Source organism: Pseudomonas rhizoryzae (genome assembly GCF_005250615.1).
GTDB classification, from domain to species: domain Bacteria; phylum Pseudomonadota; class Gammaproteobacteria; order Pseudomonadales; family Pseudomonadaceae; genus Chryseomonas; species Chryseomonas rhizoryzae.
On sequence record NZ_SULM01000005.1, the window covers coordinates 17,470 to 41,963 of the forward strand.

Below are 24,494 nucleotides of genomic sequence, written 5' to 3' on the forward strand. Positions count from 1 at the left end.
ACCGCAACGCCTATGTAGGGCATACCGCCTGCCACCTTACTGTGCCTCGCGTCCTTCCACTACCCGCGAGGTAACACCCATGGCGACGCCCCTTATCCTCATGCTGTTGGGCGACCACGATCCTTCCATCGTGGCGCACCGGGCGATTCCCCAAGCCCTGGCGCTGACGGCCCAGGCGCTTGAGCTGACCGTCGAGTTCCGCTGGCTCGACTCCACGTCCGCCGAGCACGGGCTGCCCCGCTGCGATGGCCTCTGGTGCATACCCGGTAGCCCGTATCTCAGTCGCCGTGGCGTGCTCGGTGCCATTCGCACGGCGCGGGAACGCCAGGTGCCCTTTCTCGGGACCTGCGGTGGTTTGCAATATGCCTTGCTGGAGCATGCCACCTCGCTACCGGGCTGCAGCGATCTGGTCCATGGCGAGGAAGAGCCCGAGGCGCAGCGTCTCTTGCTGGCGCCCCTGAGCTGCGCGCTGGTCGAGGTCGAAAAAGAAGTACGCCTCGTACCCGGCACCCGACTGGCCCAGGTAGAAGGGCGCGAGCGCGGTCGTGCCGGCTTTCACTGCCGTTTCGGCCTGAATCCCGAGTACCTGGCGACCCTGCTCGCCGCCGGTTGGCAGGTGCTGGCCTGGGATGACGAGGGACTGCCGCTGGCCTTGGAGCTGACCACCAACCCCTGTCATTTCGGCACCCTCTACCAACCGGAGCGCGAAGCCCTGACCGGGCAGGTGCCGGGCGCGGTACGTTCCTGGCTCGCCAGCGTCGCCCGTCAACGAGGGCAGGGCGCATGAAGACGTTCGATCTGCCGCCGTCTTACGTGGTGGTCGCCTTCACCTCGCAACGGGCCGACGACGATCCGGAATACGCCAGCATGGCGCAGCGCATGCTGACGCTGGCCGCCGAACAGCCGGGTTTCCTCGGCGTCGAGTCGGTCCGGGACGCGCAAGGCCTAGGGATCACCCTATCCTATTGGACCGACCGCCAGGCGGCCGCCGACTGGGGGAGGCAGCCCGAGCACCGGGAGGCACAACGCCTGGGACGGGAACGCTGGTATCTCTGGTACCGCACGCGGGTGTGGGACGTGGTGGCGGGGCGGGACACCGTCACTCCATACGAACCGCTCCCAACGCGGGGGTAACGCGAATCCAGCCGACCGCGTTCTGTTCGCCGGTCAGCATGACCTTCTTCCAGGGGCGAAAGGGCGTGCTTTCCAGGATCAGGATGCGGTCGCCGGGCTTGAGCATGGCAATCAGCTGGCGGTTGGCGATCACGCTACGCTCGGGCATGTAGGGATTCTGCATCAGCGGGATCTGCCCCCCACGGATCTCCCAGGTCTCGCCTCGCGAGGCATTGGTGAAGGTGGGCAGCTGGGTCAGCAGCACGGCGAGGGCCAGGAATGCCGTCAGCAGCAGGACGAAGCGACGCGTCACCGTCCGGACGGCAGCGATATCGGGAGACAGCTTGCCAAGGGTGGACATGGGCGGGCTCTGGAGTACATGACGGTGGCTCAATGCTAGCGTCATGCGGCCGTTTGACATCATTCATCTGGGTGAAAGGTCAAACGGCTACTCATTTGCCATGTGCAGACTGTGAACGGCCGCAAAGGGTCTTACTAGAGCGGCTCGCTCAGGGCGTCAATTGGCGGGTGACTTCCACCGCCTTTTCGAAGGACGGATAGCCGCTCTTGGCCACCGCCAACTCCGCATAGGCGCTCTTGTAGGTCTGGGCCTGGATGGGGTCGGCCTCCGGTAACAGGAAGGGCTCGGAGTAGATGCGATAGAGCAGGGCGAAGGCCAACGGATAGCGTTTTTCCGCGGACTGGTTGAGCAGTTCCAGCACGTCATCGGTCTGCGGGCCCTGCTTGATGGCGATCACGGCCCGGTAGAACTCCACTTCGCCGTCCAGGCTGCTGCCGCCATTGCGCATCAGCAGGGCATCCGCGAGCCGGAGTTGCTCTTCGCTGCTTCCCAGGATCAGCAACTTGGCCTGGAGCAGGTCGTTCTGGCGCAGGAGGCTGATCTGGTCCTCACTCAGCGGGGGTGTCTCGTTCGCCTCTTGATGACCGCCCAGGGAGCAGCCAACAAGAGAAATACATAGCAACGGGAGCATCCATTTCTTCATATCGAGATCTATCCGCGGAGTCGTGACGCTGGTTCCAAACTTTGGACGATAGCAGTTCTTTGATGTTTTGCGCAGAACCGAGCGGGATTCCTGGAGTCGTATCCGCACGTCCAGCGAGCGCCCAGGTCTGGCTATTTCCAGCGCCGCGCGCTTCGGGCATTGTATGCGACAAGCGGCTGGATAGACCGCCGTTCGTTTTGCCTTCACGTACAGATCAAAGGACTCCCATGATCACCAAATGTCTGTTTCCGGCAGCCGGCTATGGCACTCGTTTTCTCCCCGCGACCAAGGCCATGCCCAAGGAAATGCTGCCCATCGTGAACAAGCCTCTGGTGCAGTATGCCGTGGAGGAAGCCCTGGAAGCGGGTCTGCACCAGATCGGTATCGTGACCGGTCGTGGCAAGCGTTCGCTGGAAGACCATTTCGACATCAGCTACGAGCTGGAAAGCCAAATCAAGAACACCGACAAGGAAAAGTACCTGGTCGGCATCCGTAACCTGATCGACAACTGCACCTTCTCCTACACCCGTCAGGTGGAGATGAAGGGCCTGGGTCACGCCATCCTGACCGGCCGCCCGCTGATCGGTGACGAGCCCTTCGCCGTGGTGCTGGCGGACGACCTCTGCCTGAACCTGGAAGGCGACAGCGTCCTCAAGCAGATGGTCAAGCTGTACAACCAGTTCCGTTGCTCCATCGTGGCCATCCAGGAAGTCCCGGCCAACGAGACCAACAAGTATGGCGTGATCGCCGGTGAGATGATCCGTGACGACATCTACCGCGTGAACAAGATGGTCGAGAAGCCCAAGCCGGAAGATGCCCCTTCCAACCTGGCGATCATCGGCCGCTACATCCTGACCCCGGACATCTTCGACCTGATCGAACAAACCGAGCCGGGCAAGGGTGGCGAGATCCAGATCACCGACGCCCTGATGAAGCAGGCCCAGGACGGTTGCGTACTGGCCTACAAATTCAAGGGCCAGCGTTTCGATTGCGGTAGCGCGGAAGGCTTCGTCGAAGCCACCAACTTCTGCTTCGAGAATCTGTACAAGGCGATGTAAGCCCGTCGTGCAGTCGAACAGGCCACCTGCGGGTGGCCTTTTCGTTTTCGGCGATTGGCCCCCCAGCGGCCTTTGCCCTGGGCGGCTTGCGTTATGCTGGTGCCAGCAGCAACCAAGAGAGTGTTCCATGACGACCTATGATTTCGACCTCTTCGTGATCGGTGCCGGTTCGGGCGGGGTGCGCGCCGCACGCTTCGCCGCCGACTTCGGCGCCCGGGTAGCGGTGGCGGAAAGCCGCTACCTTGGCGGCACCTGTGTGAACGTGGGCTGCATGCCCAAGAAATACTTCATCTACGGTGCGTCCTTTCGCGATGAATTCCGCCAGGCGCGCGGCTATGGCTGGGACGCCGAGGTACCGGCGTTCGACTGGAACACCCTGGTCGCCAGCAAGGACCATGAGATCCGCCGCCTGAATGGCATCTATCGCGCCCTGCTGGTCAACAGCGGGGTGACCCTGCTGGAAGCCCATGCCCGCATCCTCGATCCCCACACCGTCGAGGTGGAAGGCCAGCGCTATCGTTGCGCGCGCATCCTGATCGCCACCGGGGGCTGGCCGGACGTACCGGATTTCCCGGGGCGCGAGCATGCCATCACCTCGAACGAGGCCTTCTACCTGCCACAACTGCCCAAGCGCGTCATCGTGGTGGGCGGTGGCTACATCGCCGTGGAGTTCGCCTCGATCTTCCAGGGCCTCGGCGCCAAGACCACCTTGCTGTATCGCCGCGAGCTGTTCCTGCGCGGCTTCGATCGCGGCGTCCGCGAGCACCTGCGCGATGAGATGCAGAAGCGCGGTCACGACCTGCAGTTCAACGCCGACGTATCCCGTATCGACAAGGCCGCCGATGGCAGCCTGCAGGTGACGCTCAAGGACGGCCGTACCCTGGAGGCCGATTGCGTCTTCTATGCCACGGGGCGCCGGCCGATGCTGGATGACCTGGGCCTGGAAAACACCGCCGTCAGCCTGGACGAACGGGGCTTCGTGGCGGTAAACGACACCTTCCAGACCACGGAACCCTCCATCTACGCCATCGGCGATGTCATCGGGCGCGTGCAACTGACCCCGGTGGCCCTGGCCGAGGGCATGACCCTGGCGCGCCATCTGTTCAATCCGGAAAGCTACCGGCCGCTGAACTACGATCTGATCGCCAGCGCCGTGTTCAGCCTGCCTAACCTCGCGAGCATCGGTCTGAGTGAAGAGGCGGCGCGTGAGCGTGGCCATCGCCTGAAGATCTTCCAGAGCAGTTTCCGGCCGACCAAGCTGAGCCTGACCGATGTCCAGGAACGCACCCTGATGAAGCTAGTGGTGGATGCCGACAGCGACCAGGTGCTGGGTTGCCACATGGTCGGGCCGGATGCCGGCGAGCAGATCCAGTGTCTGGCCATCGCCTTGAAGGCAGGGGCGACCAAGGCCTGCTTCGACGACACCCTGGGCATCCATCCCACCGCCGCGGAAGAGTGGGTGACGATGCGCAAGCCGGTCCACGAAGACCCGGCGCGCTGATCGCGCGCCTGGCCTCCGCGCGGATCACTTGGTGGCAGGGACCGCCACCGGCGGGGCGACTTCCACCACCTGGCGCCGGGCATAGCGCTGGGCCAGCACCGCACAGACCATCAGCTGGAGCTGGTGGAACAGCATGATGGGCAGCAGCACCGGGCCCATGGCGCTGTTGCCGAAGAGGACCTTGGCCATGGGCACGCCCGTGGCCAGGCTCTTCTTGGAGCCGCAGAACACCACGGTGATTTCATCTTCCTTGCTCATGCCCAGCAGGCGGGCGCTATAGCGGGTGGCCAGCAGCACCAGGGTGAGCAGGGTAGCGCAGATGCATACCAGTCCGACCAGCGACAGCACCGGCGTCTGCCGCCACAGCCCTTCGATCACTGCCGCGCTGAAGGCGGTGTAGACCACCATCAGGATGGAACCCTGGTCGACGAACTTGAGCGAACCCTTGTGGCGATCCACCCATTTGCCGATCAGTGGGCGCAGCAACTGGCCGGCGATGAAGGGCAGCAGCAGTTGGACACAGATCTTGGTGATGGCATCCAGGGTGCTCTGGCCGTCCGAGCCGCCGTGGGCATCCAGCAGCAGCCGTACCAGCAGCGGGGTGAGGAAGATACCGATCAGGCTGGACAAGGAGGCGCTGCACACCGCCGCCGAGACGTTGCCGCGGGCCATGGAGACGAAGGCGATGGATGACTGCACGGTGGCTGGCAAGGCGCACATGAACAGGACGCCGAGATAGAGCTCGGGCGTGACCAGCGGCGCCAGCAGCGGCTGCAGGGCCCAGCCGAGCAGCGGAAAGGCGATGAAGGTGAAGCTGAACACCAGCAGATGCAGGCGCCAATGGGTGATGCCGGCGACCAGCGCCTGGCGCGACAGCTTGGCGCCGTGCAGGAAGAACAGCAGGCCGATGGCGATGTTGGTCACCACGTTGGCGATCTGGGCGGCGAGGCCCCGACAGGGCAGGACGCTGGCGAGGATCACCGTGGCGACCAGCAGCAGGGTGAAGTTGTCAGGCATCAGGCGGGGACGAGCCATGGTCTCTCTCGGGTTGTGTACGAATAGCCTGCAAGGCTATCGTCTGCTGACCAATCCGGCTAACGCGAAAAGCCCCAATGATATCGCCAAACGGACAGGGCGCCGTGGAGCGCCTGGTTCCCGATCTCGCGACCCTGCCGCGCCGCCTCTATGCGCGGGTCGAATCCCTCGAGCAACCGGCCTGGACCCCCTGGCATCGCCATCCCTGGGGGCAACTGTCCTATGCCATCAAGGGGGTGCTGACGGTGACGACGGCCGAGGGCAGCTATGTGGCACCGCCGCAGCGGGCGGTGTGGATCGCCGCCGACGTGGAACATCAGGTGCGCTCCTCGCCCCGGGCCGAGATGCGCAGCCTCTATGTCAGCGCCGAGGCAGCACCCTACGTGGGCAGTCAGTGCCGGGTGATCACGGTGAATGCCCTGATCCGGGAGTTGATCAAGACCTTCAGCGGCTTCGAACGGGAGTATGACGAGACGGGCGCGCACGGCCGCCTGGTGTCGGTGATGCTCGATCAACTCCAGGCGGCGCCCGAGGTGGGGCTGTCGTTGCCAGCGCCTCAGGATGGCCGGCTACGCCAACTGTGCGAGGCCCTGGCGGCCAATCCCTCGGATGACCGCACCCTGGCGCAGTGGTCACAGGTGGTGGGCGCCTCGGAAAAGACGCTGAGTCGTGCCTTCCTGCGCGATACCCAGCTGACCTTCAGAACCTGGCGCCAGCGGCTGCGGCTGATCAGCGCCCTGGAGCGTCTGGAAGAGGGCGCCGCGGTCACCGAAGTGGCCTTGGACTGCGGCTACAACTCGCCCTCGGCCTTCATCGCTGCCTTTCGCCGGCAATTCGGAGCGACGCCCGGGGCTTTCGCCCTGGGGGGCTAGTGTGGTGTTTGCGTGGTTACAGCACTCTAGGCGGTGGCCCCAAGTAGACTCAGATAGTCACCGAAGCCGCCACGGGCACGGCAATCGAGCCGCGAGCTGGTACGTACCCGGACACTGTTACTCCAGGCGATGTCTGCACCATCGGCCTTGAGCGCGGCCACCAGGCTGACATCCTCGTTGGCCGCCATGGCGGGAAAGCCGCCCACGCGCAGATAGGCGGAGGTGGCGATACCGAAGTTGGCGCCGTGGATGTGCTGATGGCCTTCGCGGTCGTGATAGGCCGCTTCATAGCGCGCTCTCAGGCTGGCGGAATGCGGCGCCCAGTCGTCCACTTCCACCACCCCGCAGACGGCTTCGGCACCGTAGGCGAGTTGCGCGGCGAACCAGTCCGGCGCCACTTCGGAGTCGGCATCGGTACAGGCCAGCCAGCGGGCGCCACGTTGGATCAGATGGGCAGCGCCAAACGCCCGGGTCATGCCGACGTTGCAGGCCCAGATTTCCAACATGGTGACGGGCAATTGGCGAACGATGCCGGCGGTGCCATCGGTGCAGCTGTCGAGCACGATGACGATCTCGACCTCTTCACCCAGCAGCGCGGGATGCCTGGCCGCGCGCAGGACCGACAGCAGACAGCGTTCGACATGTTGCTCTTCGTTATGGGCAGGTATCACGGCACCTATCATAGAAGCTGCTCCCGGCGGGCGACGGAGGTGGGGTCGGAGGACCAGAGGGTGAGGACGAAATCGGATTCTTCGAGATGACTCAGGCGGTGCAGGCCGGGCAGGGCGGCCAGGCGTTCGTGGACCTGGTCGCCGGTCAGGGAGCAACCGTCGATGGGGTGGCGCCAATGACAGCCGAGCAGCACGCCACCCGGCAGCAGCGCGCTGTGGGCGTGGTCCAGCAAGGCAGCTAGACCCTGTTCGCCGAGGTAATAGCCGATCTCGCTGATGACGATCAGATCGAAGACGCCCTCGGGCCAGCCACCCGGCAGCAACAGATGGCGCACCTCGACGTGGCGCTGATCGGCCAGGCGCGCACTGGCGGTGGCCACCGCGGAGACATTGCCGTCACTCACCAGCAGGTGGTCGCAGCGTTCGGCCAGACGGCGGGACAACTCACCGGTGGAGCAACCCGGTTCGTAGCCCTGCGTGTACCGCCGATGCGGCAGGATGGCCAGGGTCAGATCGCGCTTGCGCGCCTCGTACCAGCGATGGCGATAGTCCCAGGGATCAGCGTTACCGGCGTAGAGGGTATCGAAGTAGCTCATGGAGACGGTCACGTCAGATAGACCTCCCAGGCACGGGTCAGCCGGGCGACCACCGCCGGTGGCAGGATCGGACCCTGGCCGGTGCTGGGGTCTTCGCTCAACTGGCTACCGAAGGCATTGACCGCCTGTTTCTTCACTGCCAGAACGTCCTGTTCCAGATTCAGCCGCCGGGCTCGCTCCCAAGGCACGCGGGGGTCGCCCGGCGTGGCCCAGTGCCAGGTCCAGATCGGCACCTCGATACAGCGGATACCGCGCAGCCGACAGGCTTCGACGGCGGCCCGACCGGTCGCCTCGTGGTCGGGATGGCCATCCAGCCGCCAGGTGACGAAGACGATGTCCTGGGGCGTGAGCACCTCGAGCAGTCGTCGCTGCAGGGCTTCTTCCTGGTCGCTCACCTGGCCATCCGGGATCGCCAGGCGGGTCACGGTGGCACGCTCCAGATGCAGACGGCGCAAGGCTTCGCGGGTTTCCAGCGGACGGGTGTTGCGCAGCCGGCTCGCCGGCCAGAGGCTTGACTGCGGATGGCTGCCGTCGCCATCGGTCACCGCCACCAGCGCCAGACGGCGCCCGAGTTCGTTTAGCAGGTAGAGCAGGCCGCCACAGCCGAGGATCTCGTCATCCGGATGGGGGGCGACGATCACGGCGCGATGGCCGAGCGGGACGAGCTGGGCCGCCTCGATCTCGGGCATGCTGGCAAAGCCACTCCATTGGGCCCAGGCTTCGGGCGAGGTGCCCGCACCCTGGATCTGACGGTCACCTACAGTTGCCAAGGGGCACCCTCCAGCAGATTGAGATCGCCCAGCACCGCCAGATCGCGCTCGGCATGGCTCTGACGCAGATAGACGGGCAGGTCGGCCATGTGCCGGGCACAGTAGGCATCGCGGCACAGCGGCGCGGCGCCGAAGGCCCGGCCGGTATGACGCACGACGATTTCCGCGCATTGCTCGACCAGGGCGCGTAGTTGGCAGATGCGGTAGCGCGCATCGTCCTCGGGATGGCGATCGATCCAGTCGGCCGCCTGGCGCAGCGCGGTGGCGGCGCCGAGCAGGGCGGCATCGACATGGCCCAAGTGGGCCAGGGCATGGGGCTCGCGATGGCGCTTGCAGTGCGCCCTCAGGGTGTCGGCGAGGGCTGTCGATGAGCCGAACCAGCAGGCGGCGATGCCACCGCCGCCATGCCAGAAGCCGGGTCGATGCAGATAGCGACCGGGCGCCCCGACCAGCACGCCAGCGGCCCCGTCGAACACGACATCGACGCTGCCGGTGGCCTGCATGCCGATCGCCCGCCAGCCGTCCTGGGTGACCTCGACGCCGGGCTGGTTCATTCCCACCGCCACCAGCATGGGATGATCGTCCATCCAGGCGGTGACTAGGGCATGGCTGACCAGGGAGGCACCCGAGCACCAGGATTTGCGGCCGTGCAGGGTCACCATGCTGTCGACGCTATAACGCACCAGCAGACGCGCATCCGGGGGTTCGGCCGCCCAGACGCCCCAAAGGCTGTCCGGCGGTGCGGTGAAGCCGTCGAGTTCGGCCAGGATGGCCAGGGCATCGGTATGGCCTTCGTAGAGCTTGACCAGGCCCAGGTCCAGCTTGGCGACCTGGGCGAGGGCGCGCCAGCGGTCCAGGGTGCGACCCTGGCCAGGCAGTGGCAGGCGGTCGAGGCCGCGCTGATTGAGCGTCTGGAGGCGTTGCTGCAGCAGTGCGGGAGTGACCTCGTCGTAGGCCCACTCATCCAGGGTGTCCTGAAGGCTATCCAGATTGATCGACATCGGTTCCATCCCGTGGCTGGCGACGGCGTTGTCCACGACAACGCTCCTAGTTGCAGACCATGGCGAGCGCCGAGGGGTTTCGCTTGGGCGAGACGTTGGCGACGGCAGGCATGCCTCAGTCCACACCCAGGCGCTGGCGGCGGGCCCGGGTAAGCCCCTGGCGCACCTTGGCGTAGCCGGCCCAAGGATCGTCCTTGAGCCCTTCGAGGCGTTGCAGCAGGGTATCGAAGTGCCATTGGTCGCTTCGCTCGAGTCTGGCCAGCTCGCTGCGGGCCACGGGGACGGAAACGCCGAGGTGCGGGCGGGCGCGCAGCGAGAAGGCGCTGACCGTGGTGGCGCCCTGGCGATTGCGCAGATAGTCGACGAAGATGCGGCCGCGGCGATTCTCCGCACCCATCTTGGCGACGAAGAGCTTGGGCAGGGTATTGGCCAGGTGCTGGGCCGCGGCCTGGGCGAAGGCCTTGACGGTATCCCAATCCTGGCGGCGATCCAGCGGCACCACCAGGTGCAGGCCGCGCCCACCGCTGGTCTTGACGAAGGCCTGCAGGTCCAGTTCGTCGAGCAGGGTGAGGGTGAGTTCCGCCGCTTCCACCATGCGTGACCAGGGCAGGGCGGGATCGGGGTCGAGATCGAGGATGAAACGGTCAGGACGCTCGATGCGGTCGGCGGTGGCGTTCCAGGTATGCAGCTCCACGGTACCCATCTGGGCGGCGCCGATGAGGGCGTCGCGACTGTCGATGACCATCAGCGGTGCATGACCGGGGTCCAGCGCGGGATCAAGTTCGCGGATGTGGGGGATCGCCAGGGTCTGCTTGTGCTTCTGGAAGATCTGCTCGCCAGCGATGCCTTCGGGCGTGCGCACCAGGGCCACCGGGCGATCGGCCAGGTGTGGCAGGATCCAGTCCGCGACGGCGGCGTAATAGCCAGCCACGTCGAGTTTGCGAGCGCCGCTGGCGTCGTCGATCACCCGCTCCGGGTGGCTGATGCGTACGCCGGCCACCTCGGCGTCCTTTTGCTTGCCACTCGCCTTGCGCGGAGTACGGTCGGCGCGTTCGGCTTCGCGGGCCGGCGTCGCCGTTTCGAGACCGATCTCGCTGGCCGGCTTGTCGTCGCGCAGGCCGTGGAAGACGCCCTGGCGCACGATGCGGTCCTGGGTCATCTCGGCATAGGCGATCTCGCATAGCTGCTCGGGCTTGAGCCAGGTCACCTGCCGATAGGCGGCGCCCTTGGGCGGGTCCACCACCGGAGGCCGGTCGCTGATCAACGGTTGAAACCGCTCATGCAGCTGCTTGAGCTGCGCCGCCGTGAAGCCGGTGCCGACCTTGCCGGCGTAGTGCAACTCGCCTTGATCATCGTGCAGGGCGACCAGCAGCGCGCCCAGGTGCTGGCGGCCACCCTTGGGCGGGGTATAGCCGACGATGATGAATTCCTGACGATGGGCACACTTGAGCTTGATCCAATCCTTGCTGCGCCGGGACCGATAGGGACTGCCGAGTCGTTTGCCGATGACCCCTTCCAGGCCCAGCTCGCAGGCGCTGGCCAGGATGCGGTCGGCCGGCACCTCGAAGGCCGCGGAAAAGCGCAGCAGGTCGCTGGCGTTGCGTTCTTCCAGCAGCTTGCCCAGCAGTTCGCGGCGCTGCTCGACGGGCACCTCGCGCAGATCCGCGCCGTTGAGGTAGGGCAGGTCGAAGAGGTAGTAGGCGATGCGACTGTCCTTGGCGGTTTCGAAGGCGTTTTGCAGGGCCTGGAAACTCGACACGCCCTGGGCATCGTTCACCACGATCTCGCCATCCAGCCAGGCGTTCTCCAGGCCGAGCGCGGCCAGGGCCTTGGCCTGTTCCGGCAAGCGCGCGGTCCAGTCGTTGCCGCTGCGGGTGAAGAGCTGTACCTGGTCGCCCTCCACCCGGGCCAGCAGGCGGTAGCCGTCGTATTTCACCTCGTAGAGCCAGTCACCGGCAGGAGGGCTATCGACCAGGGTCGCCAGCTCGGCGTCCAGGGTCTCGGGCAGCTTGGCCTTGCGTGCCTTGGCCGTGCCCTGGCGCTGGGGCGCCTGGGTGGCCTTGGGTTTGGTGGCAGCCTTGGCCTTGCCCTGGCCCCGGTTCAAGCGCGGCAGGGTCTTGTCGCTCAGGACACTGTCGGGTTCGGCGGCGGTCACCTCGTAGTCCGCGGTATCCCGGGCCTCGTCGTCGCGTTCCTTGATCAGCAGCCACTGCGGCTTGTCGCTGTGCCCGCGCAGCCGGGTGCGTACCAGGGTCCAGTGGCCGCGGAGCTTTTCGCCCCTGAGTTCGAACTTGAGCTTGCCGGCGGCATAGCCTGCCGCCGCATCGCCGTCGGCCTGCCACTCGCCGCGGTCCCAGACGATGACATCGCCCGCTCCGTACTGCCCCTCGGGAATACTGCCCTCGAAGCTGCCGTAGGCGAGGGGGTGATCCTCCACCTGCACCGCCAGGCGTTTCTCCCCGGGGTCGAGGCTTGGGCCCTTGGGCACCGCCCAGCTCTTGAGAGTGCCCTCCAGCTCCAGGCGGAAGTCGTAGTGCAGGCGGCGGGCGTCGTGTTTCTGGATGACGAAAGTCAGGGCGCCCTTGGCCTTGCGGGGGCGGGGATTGTCCTCGTCGCGGGGTTCGACGGTGATGTCGAAGTTGCGCTTGCGATTGTATTCGCTGGTCGAGCTGGCCATGGCGGCGCTCCTCACTTGGCCTTGCGGGTGCGGCTGGCGGTCGAGCTGCGGCGGCGACTGGCGCTCTTAGCCTTGGGTGGCTCCGGGTCCTTGTCCTTGCGCTTGCCGCCCAGGCTGCGGCGCAGCAGTTCGGTGAGGTCGATGACGTCGGCGCCGCTGTCTTCGGTCGCCGGCTCTTCGGCGACGGCTTCGAGCTTGCCGTCCTTGAGCTTGCGTTCGACCAGGGCCATGACGTTGTCCTTGAAGGTGTCGTGGTACTGGGCCGGGTCCCATTGCTCGGTCATGTCCTCCACCAGGCGCTGGGCCATGTCCACCTCCTTCTTGGTCACCTTGGCGTCCAGGCCTTCCAGACCCACGTCTTCCGCGGAGCGCACCTCGTCGGCCCAGCGCAGGGTGTTCAGCACCAGGGCGTCGCCCAGCGGCATGATCACCGCCAGGTGCTGCTTGGTATGCATCACCAGGTTGGCCACGCCAACCTTGCCGGCGGCGCTCAGGGTGTCGCGCAGCAGCGCATAGACCTTCTCGCCGTTCTTGTCCGGTGCCAGGTAGTAGGGCTTCTCGAAGTGCAGGATGGAGATCTCGCGCGCCTCGACGAAGGCGAGGATATCGATGGTGCGGGTGGCCTCCGGGAGCGCGTTGTGGATCTCCTCGTCGCTGAGCACCACGTACTGCCCCTTGCCATGCTCGACACCCTTGACGATGTGCTCGCTGGGCACCTCCTTGCCGGTGGTCTTGTTGATGCGCTTGTAGCCCACCTGATCCAGGCTGCGGTCGTCCAGCCAGTCGAAGTCGATGCCCGACTGCCGGGTCGCCGAGACGACCGAGACGGGGATGTGCACCAGGCCGAAGCTGACGGCGCCTTTCCAGATCGAGCGTGGCATGGGCGTTCTCCAGGCAGGGGATGTCCCCTATGGATAGGCCGGCGATCCATGGGGTTCCGCCCCGGGGAACCCCGCTCCGTTGTTGGGTTCTACCCCCGAACAGTGATTTTGCCGCCGCAGGCGCAGGGTAGAGGGGAGTAGGCGTGGACAGTGTCGATCAAGAAGTTTTGCGCACGACGGTGGCCTGGCGCCGGGCCGGCCACTGCGTGAGCCTGTTCACCGTGGTCCAGACCTGGGGCAGCTCGCCGCGCCCGCCCGGCGCCATGCTGGCGCTGCGCGGCGATGGCCAGGTCTGCGGTTCGGTGTCCGGCGGTTGCATCGAGGACGACCTCATCGCCCGGCTGCATGCCGGCCAGTTCGCTGGTGAGCGGCCCGAGGTGATCACCTATGGCGTCTCGGGGGACGAGGCCGCGCGTTTCGGGCTGCCTTGCGGTGGCACCCTGCGGCTGGTGCAGGAGCGCGTCGATGACTGGCAGTGGGTGGCGCAGCTACTGGAACGCTGTGACGGCCACGAATTGGCCCTGCGCGAGCTGGACCTGGCGACGGGGGCGGTGCGCATCACCGCCACGACCCGCGACGAGCCGGTCGCCCTGGACGAACACCGCCTGCGCCTGGTCCACGGACCGCGTTGGCGCCTGCTGTTGATCGGTGCCGGGCAGCTGTCGCTGTACGTGGCCGACATGGCCGCCATGCTCGATTTCGAGGTGCTGGTCTGCGATCCGCGTGAGGAATTCCGCCTGGGCTGGGAGACGCGCCAGGCGCGGTTCATCGCCGGTATGCCGGACGACGCCGTGCTGGCGATCCGGCCGGACGAGCGTACCGCCGTGGTGGCCCTGACCCACGATCCGCGGCTGGATGACCTGGCCTTGCTGACGGCGTTGCAATCCGACGCCTTCTACGTCGGCGCCCTGGGTTCGCTGCGCAACAACGACAAGCGCCGTGAGCGCCTGCTGCAGCTGGATGTACCCGTCGCCGCGATCAATCGCCTGCACGGCCCCATCGGCCTGCATATCGGCAGCCATACGCCGCCGGAGATCGCCCTTTCGCTGCTGGCCGAGGTGGTGGCGGTGAAGAATGGCATCGCCCTGACCCAGAAGAAGCGCGCGCTGGTGGCGGTGGAGCAGGTCGCCTGAGCGTGGCGCCGGTACAGATCCTCGTCCTGGCTGCCGGTTCCGGCAGCCGCTTCCGCGCGGCGGGCGGGGGCGACAAGCTGCAGGCGGCGCTACCTGGCTATGCCGAATCTAGCGTCTTGCAGGCGACCTTCCGCCTCTGGACGACGCTCGGCCTGCCTTGCCTGGCCGTGGTTTCCAGCGCAGCGCCCTGGCGCGCCGCGCTGGCTCGCCAGGAAGGGCTGCAGGTGCTGAGCCTGCCCACCACGGGGATGGGCGACAGCCTGGCCGCCGCGGTGCGGGCGACGTCCGCTGCTGGGGGCTGGCTGGTGGCCTTGGGTGACATGCCCTTCATTCATCCGACGACCGCTCGCCAACTGCTCGAGCTGCAGCGGCCCGACCGTATCGTCGTGCCGGTCCACGCGGGGCGACGCGGGCATCCCGTGCTCTTTGGTCGGAATTATGCCGCTGCGCTTGGCGAGTTGAGGGGCGACGAAGGAGCGAAACGGCTGCTGCGCGAGGCGTCGGTGCTAGAGCTGGAGGTCGCCGACGCCGGCATCCAGCTCGACATCGACACCCCGGCCGACCTGGAAAAACCGCCCGCGACCGGCCTCGAACTTCCCCAATTCACCGCTCTTCCAACGGGGGTGAAAGCCCTGTGGTGGAAGACGTCCATGAACATCATCGAGTCCATGCTGGACTATCTCAAGACGCGTGAGCTGCAGCTCACCACGGCGGAGTCCTGCACCGCCGGCAAGGTGGTCGGGCTGTTGTCCGAAGTGCCCGGCAGCGGTAGCTGTATCGAGTCGGGTTACGTCGTCTATTCCCCGGAGGCCAAGCAGCGCCTGCTGGGGGTGAAGCCGGAGACCATCGAGCGCTACAACCTCACCAGCGAGGAAGTCGCCCGGGAGATGGCCGCTGGTGCCTTGCGCGACAGCCCGGCCCAGGTGGCCATCGCCAACACCGGGCTGGCCGGGCCGGGCGGCGCTGATGGTATTCCCGAAGGCACCGTCTGTTTCGCCTGGGGCTATCGAGCGGGTGACGACATCGTGCTCTATGCTGAGACCCAGCATTTTTCCGGCGACCGCGAAGCCGTCCAACTGGCCGCCGCCCGGCACAGTCTGGCGGGTGTAGTGCCCTATCACCAGCGTCTCGAACGCGAACTCAAGGAGAACGCCCGATGACCGACGCCCAGCAGCGCGACATCATCCAGGCCCTGCAGGTGCCCGCCCATTTCGATCCGGCCGAGGAGGCCGACCGGCGCATCCAATTCCTCAAGGATTACCTGCTGCAGAGTCGGCAGGAAAGCTATGTGCTGGGCATCAGCGGCGGGGTGGATTCCTCCACCGCTGGCCGCCTGGCGCAACTGGCGGTGGAGCGGGCGCGGGAGGAGAGCGGCAATGCCCGCCTGAGATTCATCGCCATGCGCCTGCCCTATGGCGTTCAGCGTGACGAGGAGGATGCCCAGCGTGCCTTGCAATTCATCCAGCCCGACGAGACCCATACCGTCAACGTCAAACCCGCCAGCGATGCCATGCTCGCGTCGGTGCGCGAGGCTCGGGTGGCCTTCGACGACGAGCTGCACGAGGACTTCACCCTGGGCAACATCAAGGCGCGCCAGCGCATGATCGCCCAATACGCCGTGGCCGGCGCCCGTCGCGGCCTGGTCATAGGCACCGACCATGCCGCGGAAGCCCTGATGGGCTTCTATACCAAGTTCGGCGATGGCGCCTGTGACCTCACGCCGCTGCATGGCCTGAACAAGCGGCGTGTCAGGGCGGTAGCCGAGTGGCTGGGCGCGCCCGACGCCCTGGTGCACAAGGTACCGACTGCGGACCTCGAATCCCTGTCACCAGGCAAGGCGGACGAGGATGCCTTCGGCATCACCTATGCCGAGATCGATGACTTTCTCGAAGGCAAACCGGTCAGCCCGGCAACCCTGGAGATCATCCTCAACACCTATCGGCGCAGCGCCCACAAGCGTGATCTTCCCTATACGCCCTTCATTTAAATCAATAGGTTATGTCAGTTATATGAAGTGAATTTTCATACAGTTCACTTGAGGGAGGCGTCGATTGGCGCCTTGCGTGGCTGAACGGACGCTGTTTGCCGGGTCATTTTTCAGCTATGAGAAATAACTTAATAGAGTCTTGGTAAACAATTGTTTTTAAATGTTTTCACGGTGTAGAGGAGGGCTGTTGGTCGATGTTGCGGCGCTGAACTTTTGCGCGCCCTCGTGGCTCAGACTCTTTCAGACACACCCGCGCTAGCCTTTCCGGTATCGAAGCTGACGCGGCGGTCTGGAAAGGTGGCTGCCGGGGTTCGTGGCGCATCCTTCCAGATCCAGGGCATCCCCAGCCAAGGGGGACGGCAGCCGGCTTTGCGGAAAGACGTCAGGCAGTAGCGGGGTCATGATCTAGGTCGTATCGCTTGGGCGATGCGACCTTTCACGCGTCTCAAGATGATGGAGTCAGGCTCGATGTCGAACACCGATCTCCCCGGTTCTTTTTCCACCCTTTCCCTCGATCCCGCTACCGCTGCGCAAACGCCGCGCATCGCCATCGAATCGGTCACCCCGGCGGTCGATAATGGCCAGTTCGCCGCCAAGGGCATCGCCGGTCGGGTCGTCGAAGTGACCGCCAAGATCTTCGCCGATGGGCACGATAAGCTCGCCGCGGCCATCCTCTGGCGCCAGGAGGGCGAGGAAGACTGGCAGCAGGCGCCGCTGGTACTGGAAACCAATGACCTCTGGCGTGGCCGCTTCACCCCGCCGACGGTGGGCCGCTACGAATTCGTGGTCCAGGCCTGGTGGGACGTCTGGGGCACCTACCGCTACGAGATCGAAAAGAAGCATGCCGCTGGTGTGCCGCTGAACCTGGAGTTGCAGGAAGGCCGCATTCATGTGGAGCAGGCGCTGTCCCGCGCGGAAGGCGAGCAACGGGCGCCGTTGGAGGCCTTGCTGCAGCGGCTGGAGCAAGCGCCCAGCGAAGGTGACAAGGTCGCGGTACTGCTGGGGGCCGAGGCGAGCCAGGCGATGACGCCGGTGGACGCCTATGAGCACCTCACCCACAGCATCGAATATCCGTTGGACATCGAACGGGTTCGGGCCGAATTCGCCAGCTGGTACGAACTCTTCCCGCGTTCCATCACCGACGATCCCCAGCGCCATGGCACCTTCCGCAACGTGATCGGTGAACTGCCGCGTGTGCGTGACATGGGCTTCGACGTGCTGTACTTCCCGCCGATCCATCCGATCGGCCTGGCCCATCGCAAGGGCAAGAACAACACCCTGGGCGCCGGGGCGGATCAGCCGGGCAGTCCCTATGCCATCGGCAGCCCGGATGGTGGCCATGATGCCGTGCATCCCGAACTGGGTACCCTGGAAGACTTCCGCGCCCTGGTCGCGGCGGCGGCCGACCACGGCCTGGAGATCGCCCTGGACTTCGCCATCCAGTGCTCGCCCGACCATCCCTGGCTCAGGGAACATCCGGGCTGGTTCTCCTGGCGTCCGGATGGCTCCATGCGCTATGCCGAGAATCCGCCGAAGAAGTACCAGGACATCGTCAACGTCGACTTCTACGCCAAGGACTCGATTCCCGATCTGTGGCTGGCCCTGCGCGACGTGGTCTGGCACTGGGTGGAGCAGGGGGTGAAGATCTTCCGCGTCGACAATCCCCACACCAAGCCGTTGCCCTTCTGGGAGTGGCTGATCGCCGATATCCGCGGTCGCGACGCCGACGTCATGTTCCTGGCCGAAGCCTTCACCAAGCCGGCGATGATGGCGCGTCTGGGCAAGGTCGGCTACAGCCAGAGCTACACCTACTTCACCTGGCGCAACACCAAGGCCGAGCTGACCGAGTACTTCACCCAGCTCAACGAAGCGCCCTTGCGCGATTGCTACCGGCCGAATTTCTTCGTCAACACCCCGGACATCAACCCGACCTTCCTGCAGACCAGCGGGCGCCCCGGTTTCCTGATCCGGGCGGCGCTGGCCACCATGGGGTCCGGCCTCTGGGGCATGTATGCCGGCTTCGAACTCTGCGAAGGCGCGCCGCTCACGCCGGGCAAGGAAGAGTACCTGGACTCGGAGAAGTACGAGCTGCGCCCGCGCAACTTCTATGCGCCGGGCAACATCATGGCCGAGATCGCCCAGCTCAATCGCATCCGCCGGCAGAATCCGGCGCTGCAGACCCATCTGGGCCTGGAGTTCTACAACTGCTGGAACGACCAGATCCTTTATTTCGGCAAGCGCACCGACGACCTGGGCAACTTCGTCCTGGTCGCCATCAACCTCGATCCCTTCAATGCCCAGGAAGGTAGTTTCGAACTCCCGCTGTGGGAATTCGGCCTCGACGACAATGCCACCACCCTCGGCGAGGACCTGATGACCGGGCATCGCTGGGCCTGGCACGGCAAGACCCAATGGACGCGCCTGGAGCCGTCGATGCCCTTCGGCATCTGGCGCATCCAGCCGGCCCACTAGCGCTCTCTCCGGTGGCGCGGGCCGCCCGGCGCAGGAAGCGATCCTGCGCCGGGGGCCTGACCCACCACCATCGCCGGTGGCCTGGACGACCGGTGCACGCATTCGATTCAGACGCCCTGTTAAGGACCTGACGACATGGCAAAACCCAATAAAGCTCGTTCCCGCAAACCCGCTGCCTTCATCGACGATCCGCTCTGGTACAAGGACGCGGTCATCTACCAGGTGCACGTGAAGTCGTTCTTCGACTCCAACAACGATGGCATCGGCGACTTCCCCGGCCTGATCGAGAAGCTGAACTACATCGCCAGCCTCGGCGTCAACACCATCTGGCTGCTGCCGTTCTATCCCTCGCCGCGCCGCGACGATGGCTACGACATCGCCGAATACCGCGGCATCCACCCCGACTACGGCACCATGGCCGATGCCAAGAGGTTCATCGCCGAGGCCCATGCCCGTGGCCTGCGGGTGATCACCGAGCTGGTCATCAACCACACCTCCGACCAGCACCCCTGGTTCCAGCGCGCCCGCCGCGCCAAGAAGGGCTCGGCCGCGCGTAATTTCTACGTCTGGTCCGATGACGACCAGAAGTACGACGGCACCCGCATCATCTTCCTCGATACCGAGAAGTCCAACTGGACCTGGGACCCGGTGGCCGGCCAGTACTTCTGGCACCGTTTCTACTCCCACCAGCCGGACCTGAACTTCGACAATCCCCAAGTCATGAAGGCGGTCATCTCCATCATGAGGTACTGGCTGGACATGGGCGTCGATGGCCTGCGCCTGGACGCCATTCCCTACCTGGTGGAGCGTGACGGCACCAACAACGAGAACCTGCCCGAGACCCACGCGGTGCTCAAGGAAATCCGGGCCGAGATCGATGCCAACTACCCCGACCGCATGCTGCTGGCCGAGGCCAACCAGTGGCCGGAAGACACCCAGCTGTACTTCGGTGACGGCGACGAATGCCACATGGCTTTCCACTTCCCGCTGATGCCGCGCATGTACATGGCCATCGCCCAGGAAGACCGCTTCCCCATCACCGACATCCTGCGCCAGACCCCGGAGATCCCGGCCAACTGCCAGTGGTCGATCTTCCTGCGCAACCACGACGAACTGACCCTGGAGATGGTGACCGACCGCGAGCGGGACTACCTCTGGAACTACTACGCCTCGGATCGCCGGGCGCGCATCAACCTGGGCATCCGCCGTCGCCTGGCACCCCTGCTGGAACGCGACCGTCGCCGCATCGAGCTGCTCAACAGCCTGTTGCTGTCCATGCCCGGTACCCCGACGCTGTATTACGGCGACGAGATCGGCATGGGTGACAACATCCACCTGGGCGACCGCGATGGCGTCCGTACCCCCATGCAGTGGTCGGTCGACCGCAATGGCGGCTTCTCCCGCGCCGACCCAGCCAGCCTGGTGTTGCCCTCGATCATGGACCCGCTCTACGGCTACCAGGCGATCAACGTCGAGGCCCAGTCCCGCGATCCGCATTCGCTGCTCAACTGGACGCGACGCATGCTCGCCGTGCGCAAGCAGCAGAAGGCCTTCGGTCGTGGCACCCTGAAGATGCTGTCGCCGACCAACAGGCGCATCCTGGCCTACCTGCGCAACTTCACCAACGCCCAGGGCGAGCACGAGACCATCCTCTGCGTGGCCAACGTCTCCCGTGCCGCCCAGGCGGTGGAGCTGGATCTGTCCAGCTTCGCCGGCCAGGTCCCGGTGGAGATGATCGGTGGTAGCGCCTTCCCGCCCATCGGCCAGCTGCCCTACATGCTGACCCTGCCGCCCTATGGCTTCTACTGGTTCTACCTGGCGGGCAACGAGCACCTGCCGGCCTGGCACACCGAGCCGCCGGCGCCCATGCCCGACTACCAGACGGTGGTGATCAAGCGTCATCTGCAGGAGCTGCTCAGCGGCGATCCGCGACGCATCTTCGAAGAGGTGCTGCCGGTCTATCTGCCCAAGCGTCGCTGGTTCGGCTCCAAGGACGAAGCCATCACCAGCGTACGCCTGGACTATGCCGCCCAGATCAACACGCCCAAGTTGCCGGTGATGTTCACCGAGGTGGTGGTGACCAACGCCAAGGGCGAAGAGCGCTATGCGCTGCCGCTGGGCTTCCTCGCCGAAGAGGACCAGCATTGCAGCCCCCTGGCTACCCAGCTGGCTATCTCGCGCATCCGCCATGTGCGCCGCGTGGGCTTGGTGACCGATGCCTTCGCCCTGACCAGCTTCGTGCACGGGGTGTTCGACGCCTTCCGCAAGGGGGCCAAGATCGCGCTGCCAGAGGGTGAACTGAGCTTCGAGGTCTATGACAATCCCGAAGATCTGGCCCTGGACCCCAGCACCGAGATCAAGCACCTGGGCGTGGAGCAGTCCAACAGCTCGTTGATCGTCGGCGATCACCTGATGCTCAAGCTGATCCGCAAGGTGGCCGCGGGCATCCATCCCGAGGTGGAGATGGGGCGCTACCTGGCCCAGGCCGGCTTCGCCAACATCGCCGCCACCCACGCCGTGGCCCAGCGTATCGCGCCGGACGGCACGCCCCATGTGCTGATGCTGGTGCAGCAGCACATCCACAACCAGGGCGATGCCTGGAAGTGGAGCCTGGACACCCTGGACCGCGTGACCCGCGATTTGCTCAGCGGCGGCATCTCCAACGTGGAGAACGAGTTCACCGCCATGGGCGATCTGACCGCCTTCGCCGGCGTGCTGGGCAAGCGCCTGGGCGAGATGCACGTGGTCCTGGCCCAGCCCACCGAGGATGCCGCCTTCGCGCCGGAAACCGTGGACGCCAAGGCGGCCAAGGACCTGGCGCACCGGGTGCGGGTACAGGTGGATGGTGCCCTGGATACCTTGCAAGGTATGCGCGACCAGCTCGACGCCGCCAGCCAGGAGTTGCTCGCCGGGCTGGTCGGCAAGCGTGAGGCCCTGGCCAAGCGCATCGAAGCCCTGGCTGCCGACGTCGAGGGCGGGCTGCGCATCCGCGTCCATGGCGATCTGCACCTGGGCCAGGTCCTGGTGGCTCAGGACGACGCCATCCTCATCGACTTCGAGGGTGAGCCGGCGCGTTCGCTGGAGGAGCGGCGCGGCAAGTACGGCCCCTACAAGGACGTCGCTGGCGTGCTGCGCTCCTTCGACTACGCCGCGGCCATGGTGACCCAGGTCAGCAACAGCGGAGCCGATACCTCGGAAGAGCACCAGCGGCTGCGTGCCCAGGCCGCGGAAACCTATCGGAAGTCGTCCTATGCGGCCTTCCTGGAAGCCTACCGCACCGCGGCGGCCGGTATCGGCCATCAGTGGGGCGAGCGGGGCGAACAGGCGGCGCTGGATCTCTACAGCCTGGAAAAAGCGGTTTATGAGATAGGCTACGAGGCTGCCAACCGACCCACCTGGATCAACATCCCGCTACGCGGCGTCGCCGCTATCGTCGAGACCCTCTTGTCTGGAGCCCGCGCATGACCGATCAGTCCACCGCCCCCGTCGTCCCCTTCGACGACGTCCGCCTCTCGGCCGCCGAGGCCGAGTCGCTGGCACGTGGCGAACACGGTAATCCCTTCGCCATCCTCGGCCCCCATGCCGATGGCGAGGGCGTGATCGTCCGCGCCTTCCTGCCCAATGCCCTGGGCGTCGAACTGGTCGACCGCATGAGCGGTCGGCCCCTGGCCCAGATGCAGCCCGGGCGCGTGCCCGGCCTGTTCGTCACCCGGCTGGACTACGCCGCCCCCTACAAGCTGGTCATTCGCTGGCCGAGCGGGGTGCAGGAAACCGAAGATCCCTATTCCTTCGGTGTCCTGCTGGGCGAGACCGATCTCTATCTGTTCAACGAAGGTCGTCACCGCAATCTCGGCGAGACCTTCGGTGCCCAGCGCTGTCAGGTCGACGGCGTGGAAGGCGTGCGCTTCGCCGTCTGGGCGCCCAACGCCCGGCGCGTCTCGGTGGTGGGCGACTTCAACTCCTGGGACGGTCGTCGCCTGCCCATGCGCCTGCGGGCCAATAGTGGCGTCTGGGAACTGTTCGTCCCCCGCCTGCCGGTGGGCACCGCCTACAAGTACGAGATCCTCGGCCAGTACGGCGTGCTGCCGCTCAAGGCCGATCCCATCGCCCTGGCGGCGGAGTTGCCACCGCGCACCGCCTCGGTGGTGGCCGACAACACTCCCTTCGTCTGGCGCGACCAGGATTGGATGGCGCACCGTCGTGAACGGCAGGGGCTGGAAGCGCCGCTGTCCATCTACGAGCTGCACGCCGGGTCCTGGCGCCGCGAAGGAGGGGACGAAGGTCGCCTGTACAGTTGGCGCGAGCTGGCCAAGCACCTGATTCCCTATATCCACGAGATGGGCTTCACCCATATCGAGTTGCTGCCGATCATGGAGCACCCCTTCAGCGGCTCCTGGGGTTACCAGCCGTTGGGCCAGTTCGCGCCGACCTCGCGCTTCGGCACGCCGGCGGATTTCGCCGCCTTCGTCGATGCCTGCCACCAGGCCAACATCGGCGTCATCCTCGACTGGGTACCGGCGCACTTTCCCACCGACGAACACGGCCTGGCCCGCTTCGACGGCACCGCCCTGTACGAATACGAGCACCCCTTCGAGGGCTTCCACCAGGATTGGAATACCTACATCTACAACCTGGGGCGCCACGAGGTGCACGGCTTCATGCTGGCCTCGGCCATGCACTGGCTGAAGCACTTCCACATCGATGGCCTGCGCGTCGATGCGGTGGCCTCCATGCTCTATCGCGACTATTCGCGCAAGCAGGGCGAGTGGATCCCCAACGTCCATGGCGGTCGCGAGAATCTGGAGACCATCGCCTTCCTGCGCCATCTCAACGAGGTGGTCCACGAAGAGGCGCCGGGTGCCCTGGTGATCGCCGAGGAATCCACCTCCTGGCCGGGAGTCAGCGCGCCGGTGAGCGAGGGCGGGCTGGGCTTCGACTACAAGTGGAACATGGGCTGGATGCACGACACCCTGCACTATGTGGAAGAGGACCCGGTCTATCGCCAATACCACCACCACCAGATGACCTTTGGCCTGGTGTACGCCTGGTCCGAGCGCTTCGTCCTGCCCATCTCCCACGACGAGGTGGTACACGGCAAGGGGTCGCTGATCGAGAAGATGCCGGGCGACAACTGGCAGAAGTTCGCCAACCTGCGTAACTACCTGAGCTTCATGTGGACTCATCCGGGCAAGAAGCTGCTGTTCATGGGCTGCGAATTCGGCCAGTGGCGGGAATGGAGCCATGACCGCGAGCTGGACTGGTTCCTGCTGGAGCACGGTACCCACCGCGGGGTGAAGCAGTTGCTGGCCGATCTCAACCGCCTGTATCGCCAGGAACCGGCCTTGCACCAGCGCGACCATCTGCCCGAGGGCTTCGATTGGGTGGTAGGCGACGACAACGGCAACAGCGTCTTCGCCTGGCTGCGGCGCGACGCCCAGCAACGGCCCTTGCTGGTGATCGCCAACTTCACCCCGGTCCCCCGCTACGATTACCGCGTGGGTGTACCTGGGGCGGGCCATTGGCAGGAGATCTTCAACAGCGATGCCGAATGCTATGGCGGTTCCAACGTCGGCAATGGTGGCGGTGTCAACACCGAGGAAATCGCGGCCCACGGCCAGCCGACGTCCCTGAACCTCAACCTGCCGCCGCTCGGTCTGCTGGTGTTCAAGCCGCAGGGCTGAACCTGGGTGCGCCCGCTTATGGGCGCTACGCGCTGACAGCGT

General features: G+C 65.6%; 20 protein-coding genes and 1 pseudogene. 12 read left to right on the forward strand and 9 right to left on the reverse strand.

What is annotated here, in order from left to right:
- Positions 1–79 precede the first annotated feature (79 nt).
- Positions 80–787 (forward strand): glutamine amidotransferase-related protein, encoded by a 708-nt coding sequence (locus tag FAZ11_RS08745; RefSeq protein WP_058771831.1) that lies wholly within the window; start codon positions 80–82, stop codon positions 785–787.
- Entirely contained in the window at positions 784–1,134 is a 351-nt protein-coding gene (locus FAZ11_RS08750) for an antibiotic biosynthesis monooxygenase family protein (protein ID WP_058771832.1), read from the forward strand. The genes FAZ11_RS08745 and FAZ11_RS08750 overlap by 4 nt, the downstream gene beginning before the upstream one ends.
- Here FAZ11_RS08750 and FAZ11_RS08755 read toward each other — a convergent pair.
- Both FAZ11_RS08755 and FAZ11_RS08760 read right to left on the reverse strand, forming a co-directional pair.
- Complete coding sequence (locus FAZ11_RS08755) at positions 1,100–1,474, reverse strand: hypothetical protein (protein ID WP_058763169.1); 375 nt, start codon at positions 1,472–1,474, stop codon at positions 1,100–1,102. The two genes, FAZ11_RS08750 and FAZ11_RS08755, sit on opposite strands and share 35 nt — an antisense overlap.
- A 148-nt stretch (positions 1,475–1,622) precedes the next feature.
- Complete coding sequence (locus tag FAZ11_RS08760; RefSeq protein ID WP_237141906.1) at positions 1,623–2,105, reverse strand: hypothetical protein; 483 nt, start codon at positions 2,103–2,105, stop codon at positions 1,623–1,625.
- 239 nt (positions 2,106–2,344) lie between these two features.
- Between FAZ11_RS08760 and galU the strand changes: the two genes are divergently transcribed.
- Positions 2,345–3,175 carry a UTP--glucose-1-phosphate uridylyltransferase GalU gene (gene galU / locus FAZ11_RS08765; protein ID WP_058763173.1) on the forward strand — a complete coding sequence of 277 codons (831 nt, stop codon included), beginning with the start codon at positions 2,345–2,347 and terminating at the stop codon, positions 3,173–3,175.
- Positions 3,176–3,302: 127 nt separating this feature from the next.
- Positions 3,303–4,676, forward strand: a complete 1,374-nt coding sequence (gene gorA, locus FAZ11_RS08770; RefSeq protein WP_058766139.1) for a glutathione-disulfide reductase — start codon at positions 3,303–3,305, stop codon at positions 4,674–4,676.
- 24 nt (positions 4,677–4,700) lie between these two features.
- On the opposite strand, the gene FAZ11_RS08775 is transcribed toward gorA, so the two are convergent.
- Positions 4,701–5,711, reverse strand: coding sequence for a bile acid:sodium symporter family protein (locus FAZ11_RS08775; protein WP_058766138.1), 1,011 nt, complete (start codon positions 5,709–5,711; stop codon positions 4,701–4,703).
- A gap of 80 nt (positions 5,712–5,791) precedes the next feature.
- Here FAZ11_RS08775 and FAZ11_RS08780 point away from each other — a divergent pair, with 80 nt between their 5' ends.
- Positions 5,792–6,583 carry an AraC family transcriptional regulator gene (locus FAZ11_RS08780; RefSeq protein WP_420849641.1) on the forward strand — a complete coding sequence of 264 codons (792 nt, stop codon included), beginning with the start codon at positions 5,792–5,794 and terminating at the stop codon, positions 6,581–6,583.
- Positions 6,584–6,609: 26 nt separating this feature from the next.
- On the opposite strand, the gene FAZ11_RS08785 is transcribed toward FAZ11_RS08780, so the two are convergent.
- The 6 genes from FAZ11_RS08785 to ku all read right to left on the reverse strand — a co-directional run bounded on the left by FAZ11_RS08785 (position 6,610) and on the right by ku (position 13,179).
- On the reverse strand, positions 6,610–7,266 hold the full coding sequence (locus FAZ11_RS08785; RefSeq protein WP_058771835.1) for a glycosyltransferase family 2 protein: 657 nt from the start codon (positions 7,264–7,266) through the stop codon (positions 6,610–6,612).
- On the reverse strand, positions 7,263–7,862 hold the full coding sequence (locus tag FAZ11_RS08790) for a methyltransferase (RefSeq protein ID WP_058771836.1): 600 nt from the start codon (positions 7,860–7,862) through the stop codon (positions 7,263–7,265). The genes FAZ11_RS08785 and FAZ11_RS08790 overlap by 4 nt, the downstream gene beginning before the upstream one ends.
- Positions 7,859–8,620 carry a PIG-L deacetylase family protein gene (locus FAZ11_RS08795; protein WP_240043564.1) on the reverse strand — a complete coding sequence of 254 codons (762 nt, stop codon included), beginning with the start codon at positions 8,618–8,620 and terminating at the stop codon, positions 7,859–7,861. Before FAZ11_RS08795 ends, FAZ11_RS08790 begins: the two co-directional genes overlap by 4 nt.
- Positions 8,608–9,621 (reverse strand): acyl-CoA dehydrogenase family protein, encoded by a 1,014-nt coding sequence (locus tag FAZ11_RS08800; RefSeq protein WP_167497011.1) that lies wholly within the window; start codon positions 9,619–9,621, stop codon positions 8,608–8,610. The genes FAZ11_RS08795 and FAZ11_RS08800 overlap by 13 nt, the downstream gene beginning before the upstream one ends.
- A gap of 115 nt (positions 9,622–9,736) precedes the next feature.
- Entirely contained in the window at positions 9,737–12,298 is a 2,562-nt protein-coding gene (gene ligD / locus FAZ11_RS08805; RefSeq protein ID WP_058771839.1) for a DNA ligase D, read from the reverse strand.
- An 11-nt stretch (positions 12,299–12,309) separates the two neighbouring features.
- Complete coding sequence (gene ku, locus FAZ11_RS08810) at positions 12,310–13,179, reverse strand: non-homologous end joining protein Ku (RefSeq protein WP_058771840.1); 870 nt, start codon at positions 13,177–13,179, stop codon at positions 12,310–12,312.
- A 143-nt stretch (positions 13,180–13,322) separates the two neighbouring features.
- On the opposite strand from ku, the gene FAZ11_RS08815 reads away from it, so the two are divergent.
- The 7 genes and pseudogenes from FAZ11_RS08815 (at position 13,323) to glgB (ending at position 24,452) form a co-directional block, all read left to right on the forward strand.
- On the forward strand, positions 13,323–14,312 hold the full coding sequence (locus FAZ11_RS08815) for an XdhC family protein (RefSeq protein ID WP_058771841.1): 990 nt from the start codon (positions 13,323–13,325) through the stop codon (positions 14,310–14,312).
- A 2-nt stretch (positions 14,313–14,314) separates the two neighbouring features.
- Positions 14,315–14,797 (forward strand): annotated as a pseudogene (locus tag FAZ11_RS24955) (nucleotidyltransferase family protein); the annotation flags it as partial.
- 165 nt (positions 14,798–14,962) lie between these two features.
- Positions 14,963–15,472 carry a CinA family protein gene (locus FAZ11_RS24960; protein WP_058763245.1) on the forward strand — a complete coding sequence of 170 codons (510 nt, stop codon included), beginning with the start codon at positions 14,963–14,965 and terminating at the stop codon, positions 15,470–15,472.
- Positions 15,469–16,299 carry an ammonia-dependent NAD(+) synthetase gene (gene nadE / locus FAZ11_RS08825; protein WP_058782444.1) on the forward strand — a complete coding sequence of 277 codons (831 nt, stop codon included), beginning with the start codon at positions 15,469–15,471 and terminating at the stop codon, positions 16,297–16,299. Before FAZ11_RS24960 ends, nadE begins: the two co-directional genes overlap by 4 nt.
- 468 nt (positions 16,300–16,767) lie before the next feature.
- On the forward strand, positions 16,768–18,771 hold the full coding sequence (locus tag FAZ11_RS08830; RefSeq protein WP_058782443.1) for an alpha-1,4-glucan--maltose-1-phosphate maltosyltransferase: 2,004 nt from the start codon (positions 16,768–16,770) through the stop codon (positions 18,769–18,771).
- Positions 18,772–18,906: 135 nt separating this feature from the next.
- The gene (treS, locus tag FAZ11_RS08835; protein ID WP_058782442.1) at positions 18,907–22,236 is read left to right on the forward strand and encodes a maltose alpha-D-glucosyltransferase; all 3,330 of its coding nucleotides are present in this window, start codon (positions 18,907–18,909) and stop codon (positions 22,234–22,236) included.
- The gene (glgB, locus tag FAZ11_RS08840) at positions 22,233–24,452 is read left to right on the forward strand and encodes a 1,4-alpha-glucan branching protein GlgB (RefSeq protein WP_058771845.1); all 2,220 of its coding nucleotides are present in this window, start codon (positions 22,233–22,235) and stop codon (positions 24,450–24,452) included. Before treS ends, glgB begins: the two co-directional genes overlap by 4 nt.
- The last annotated feature ends 42 nt before the right edge of the window (positions 24,453–24,494 follow it).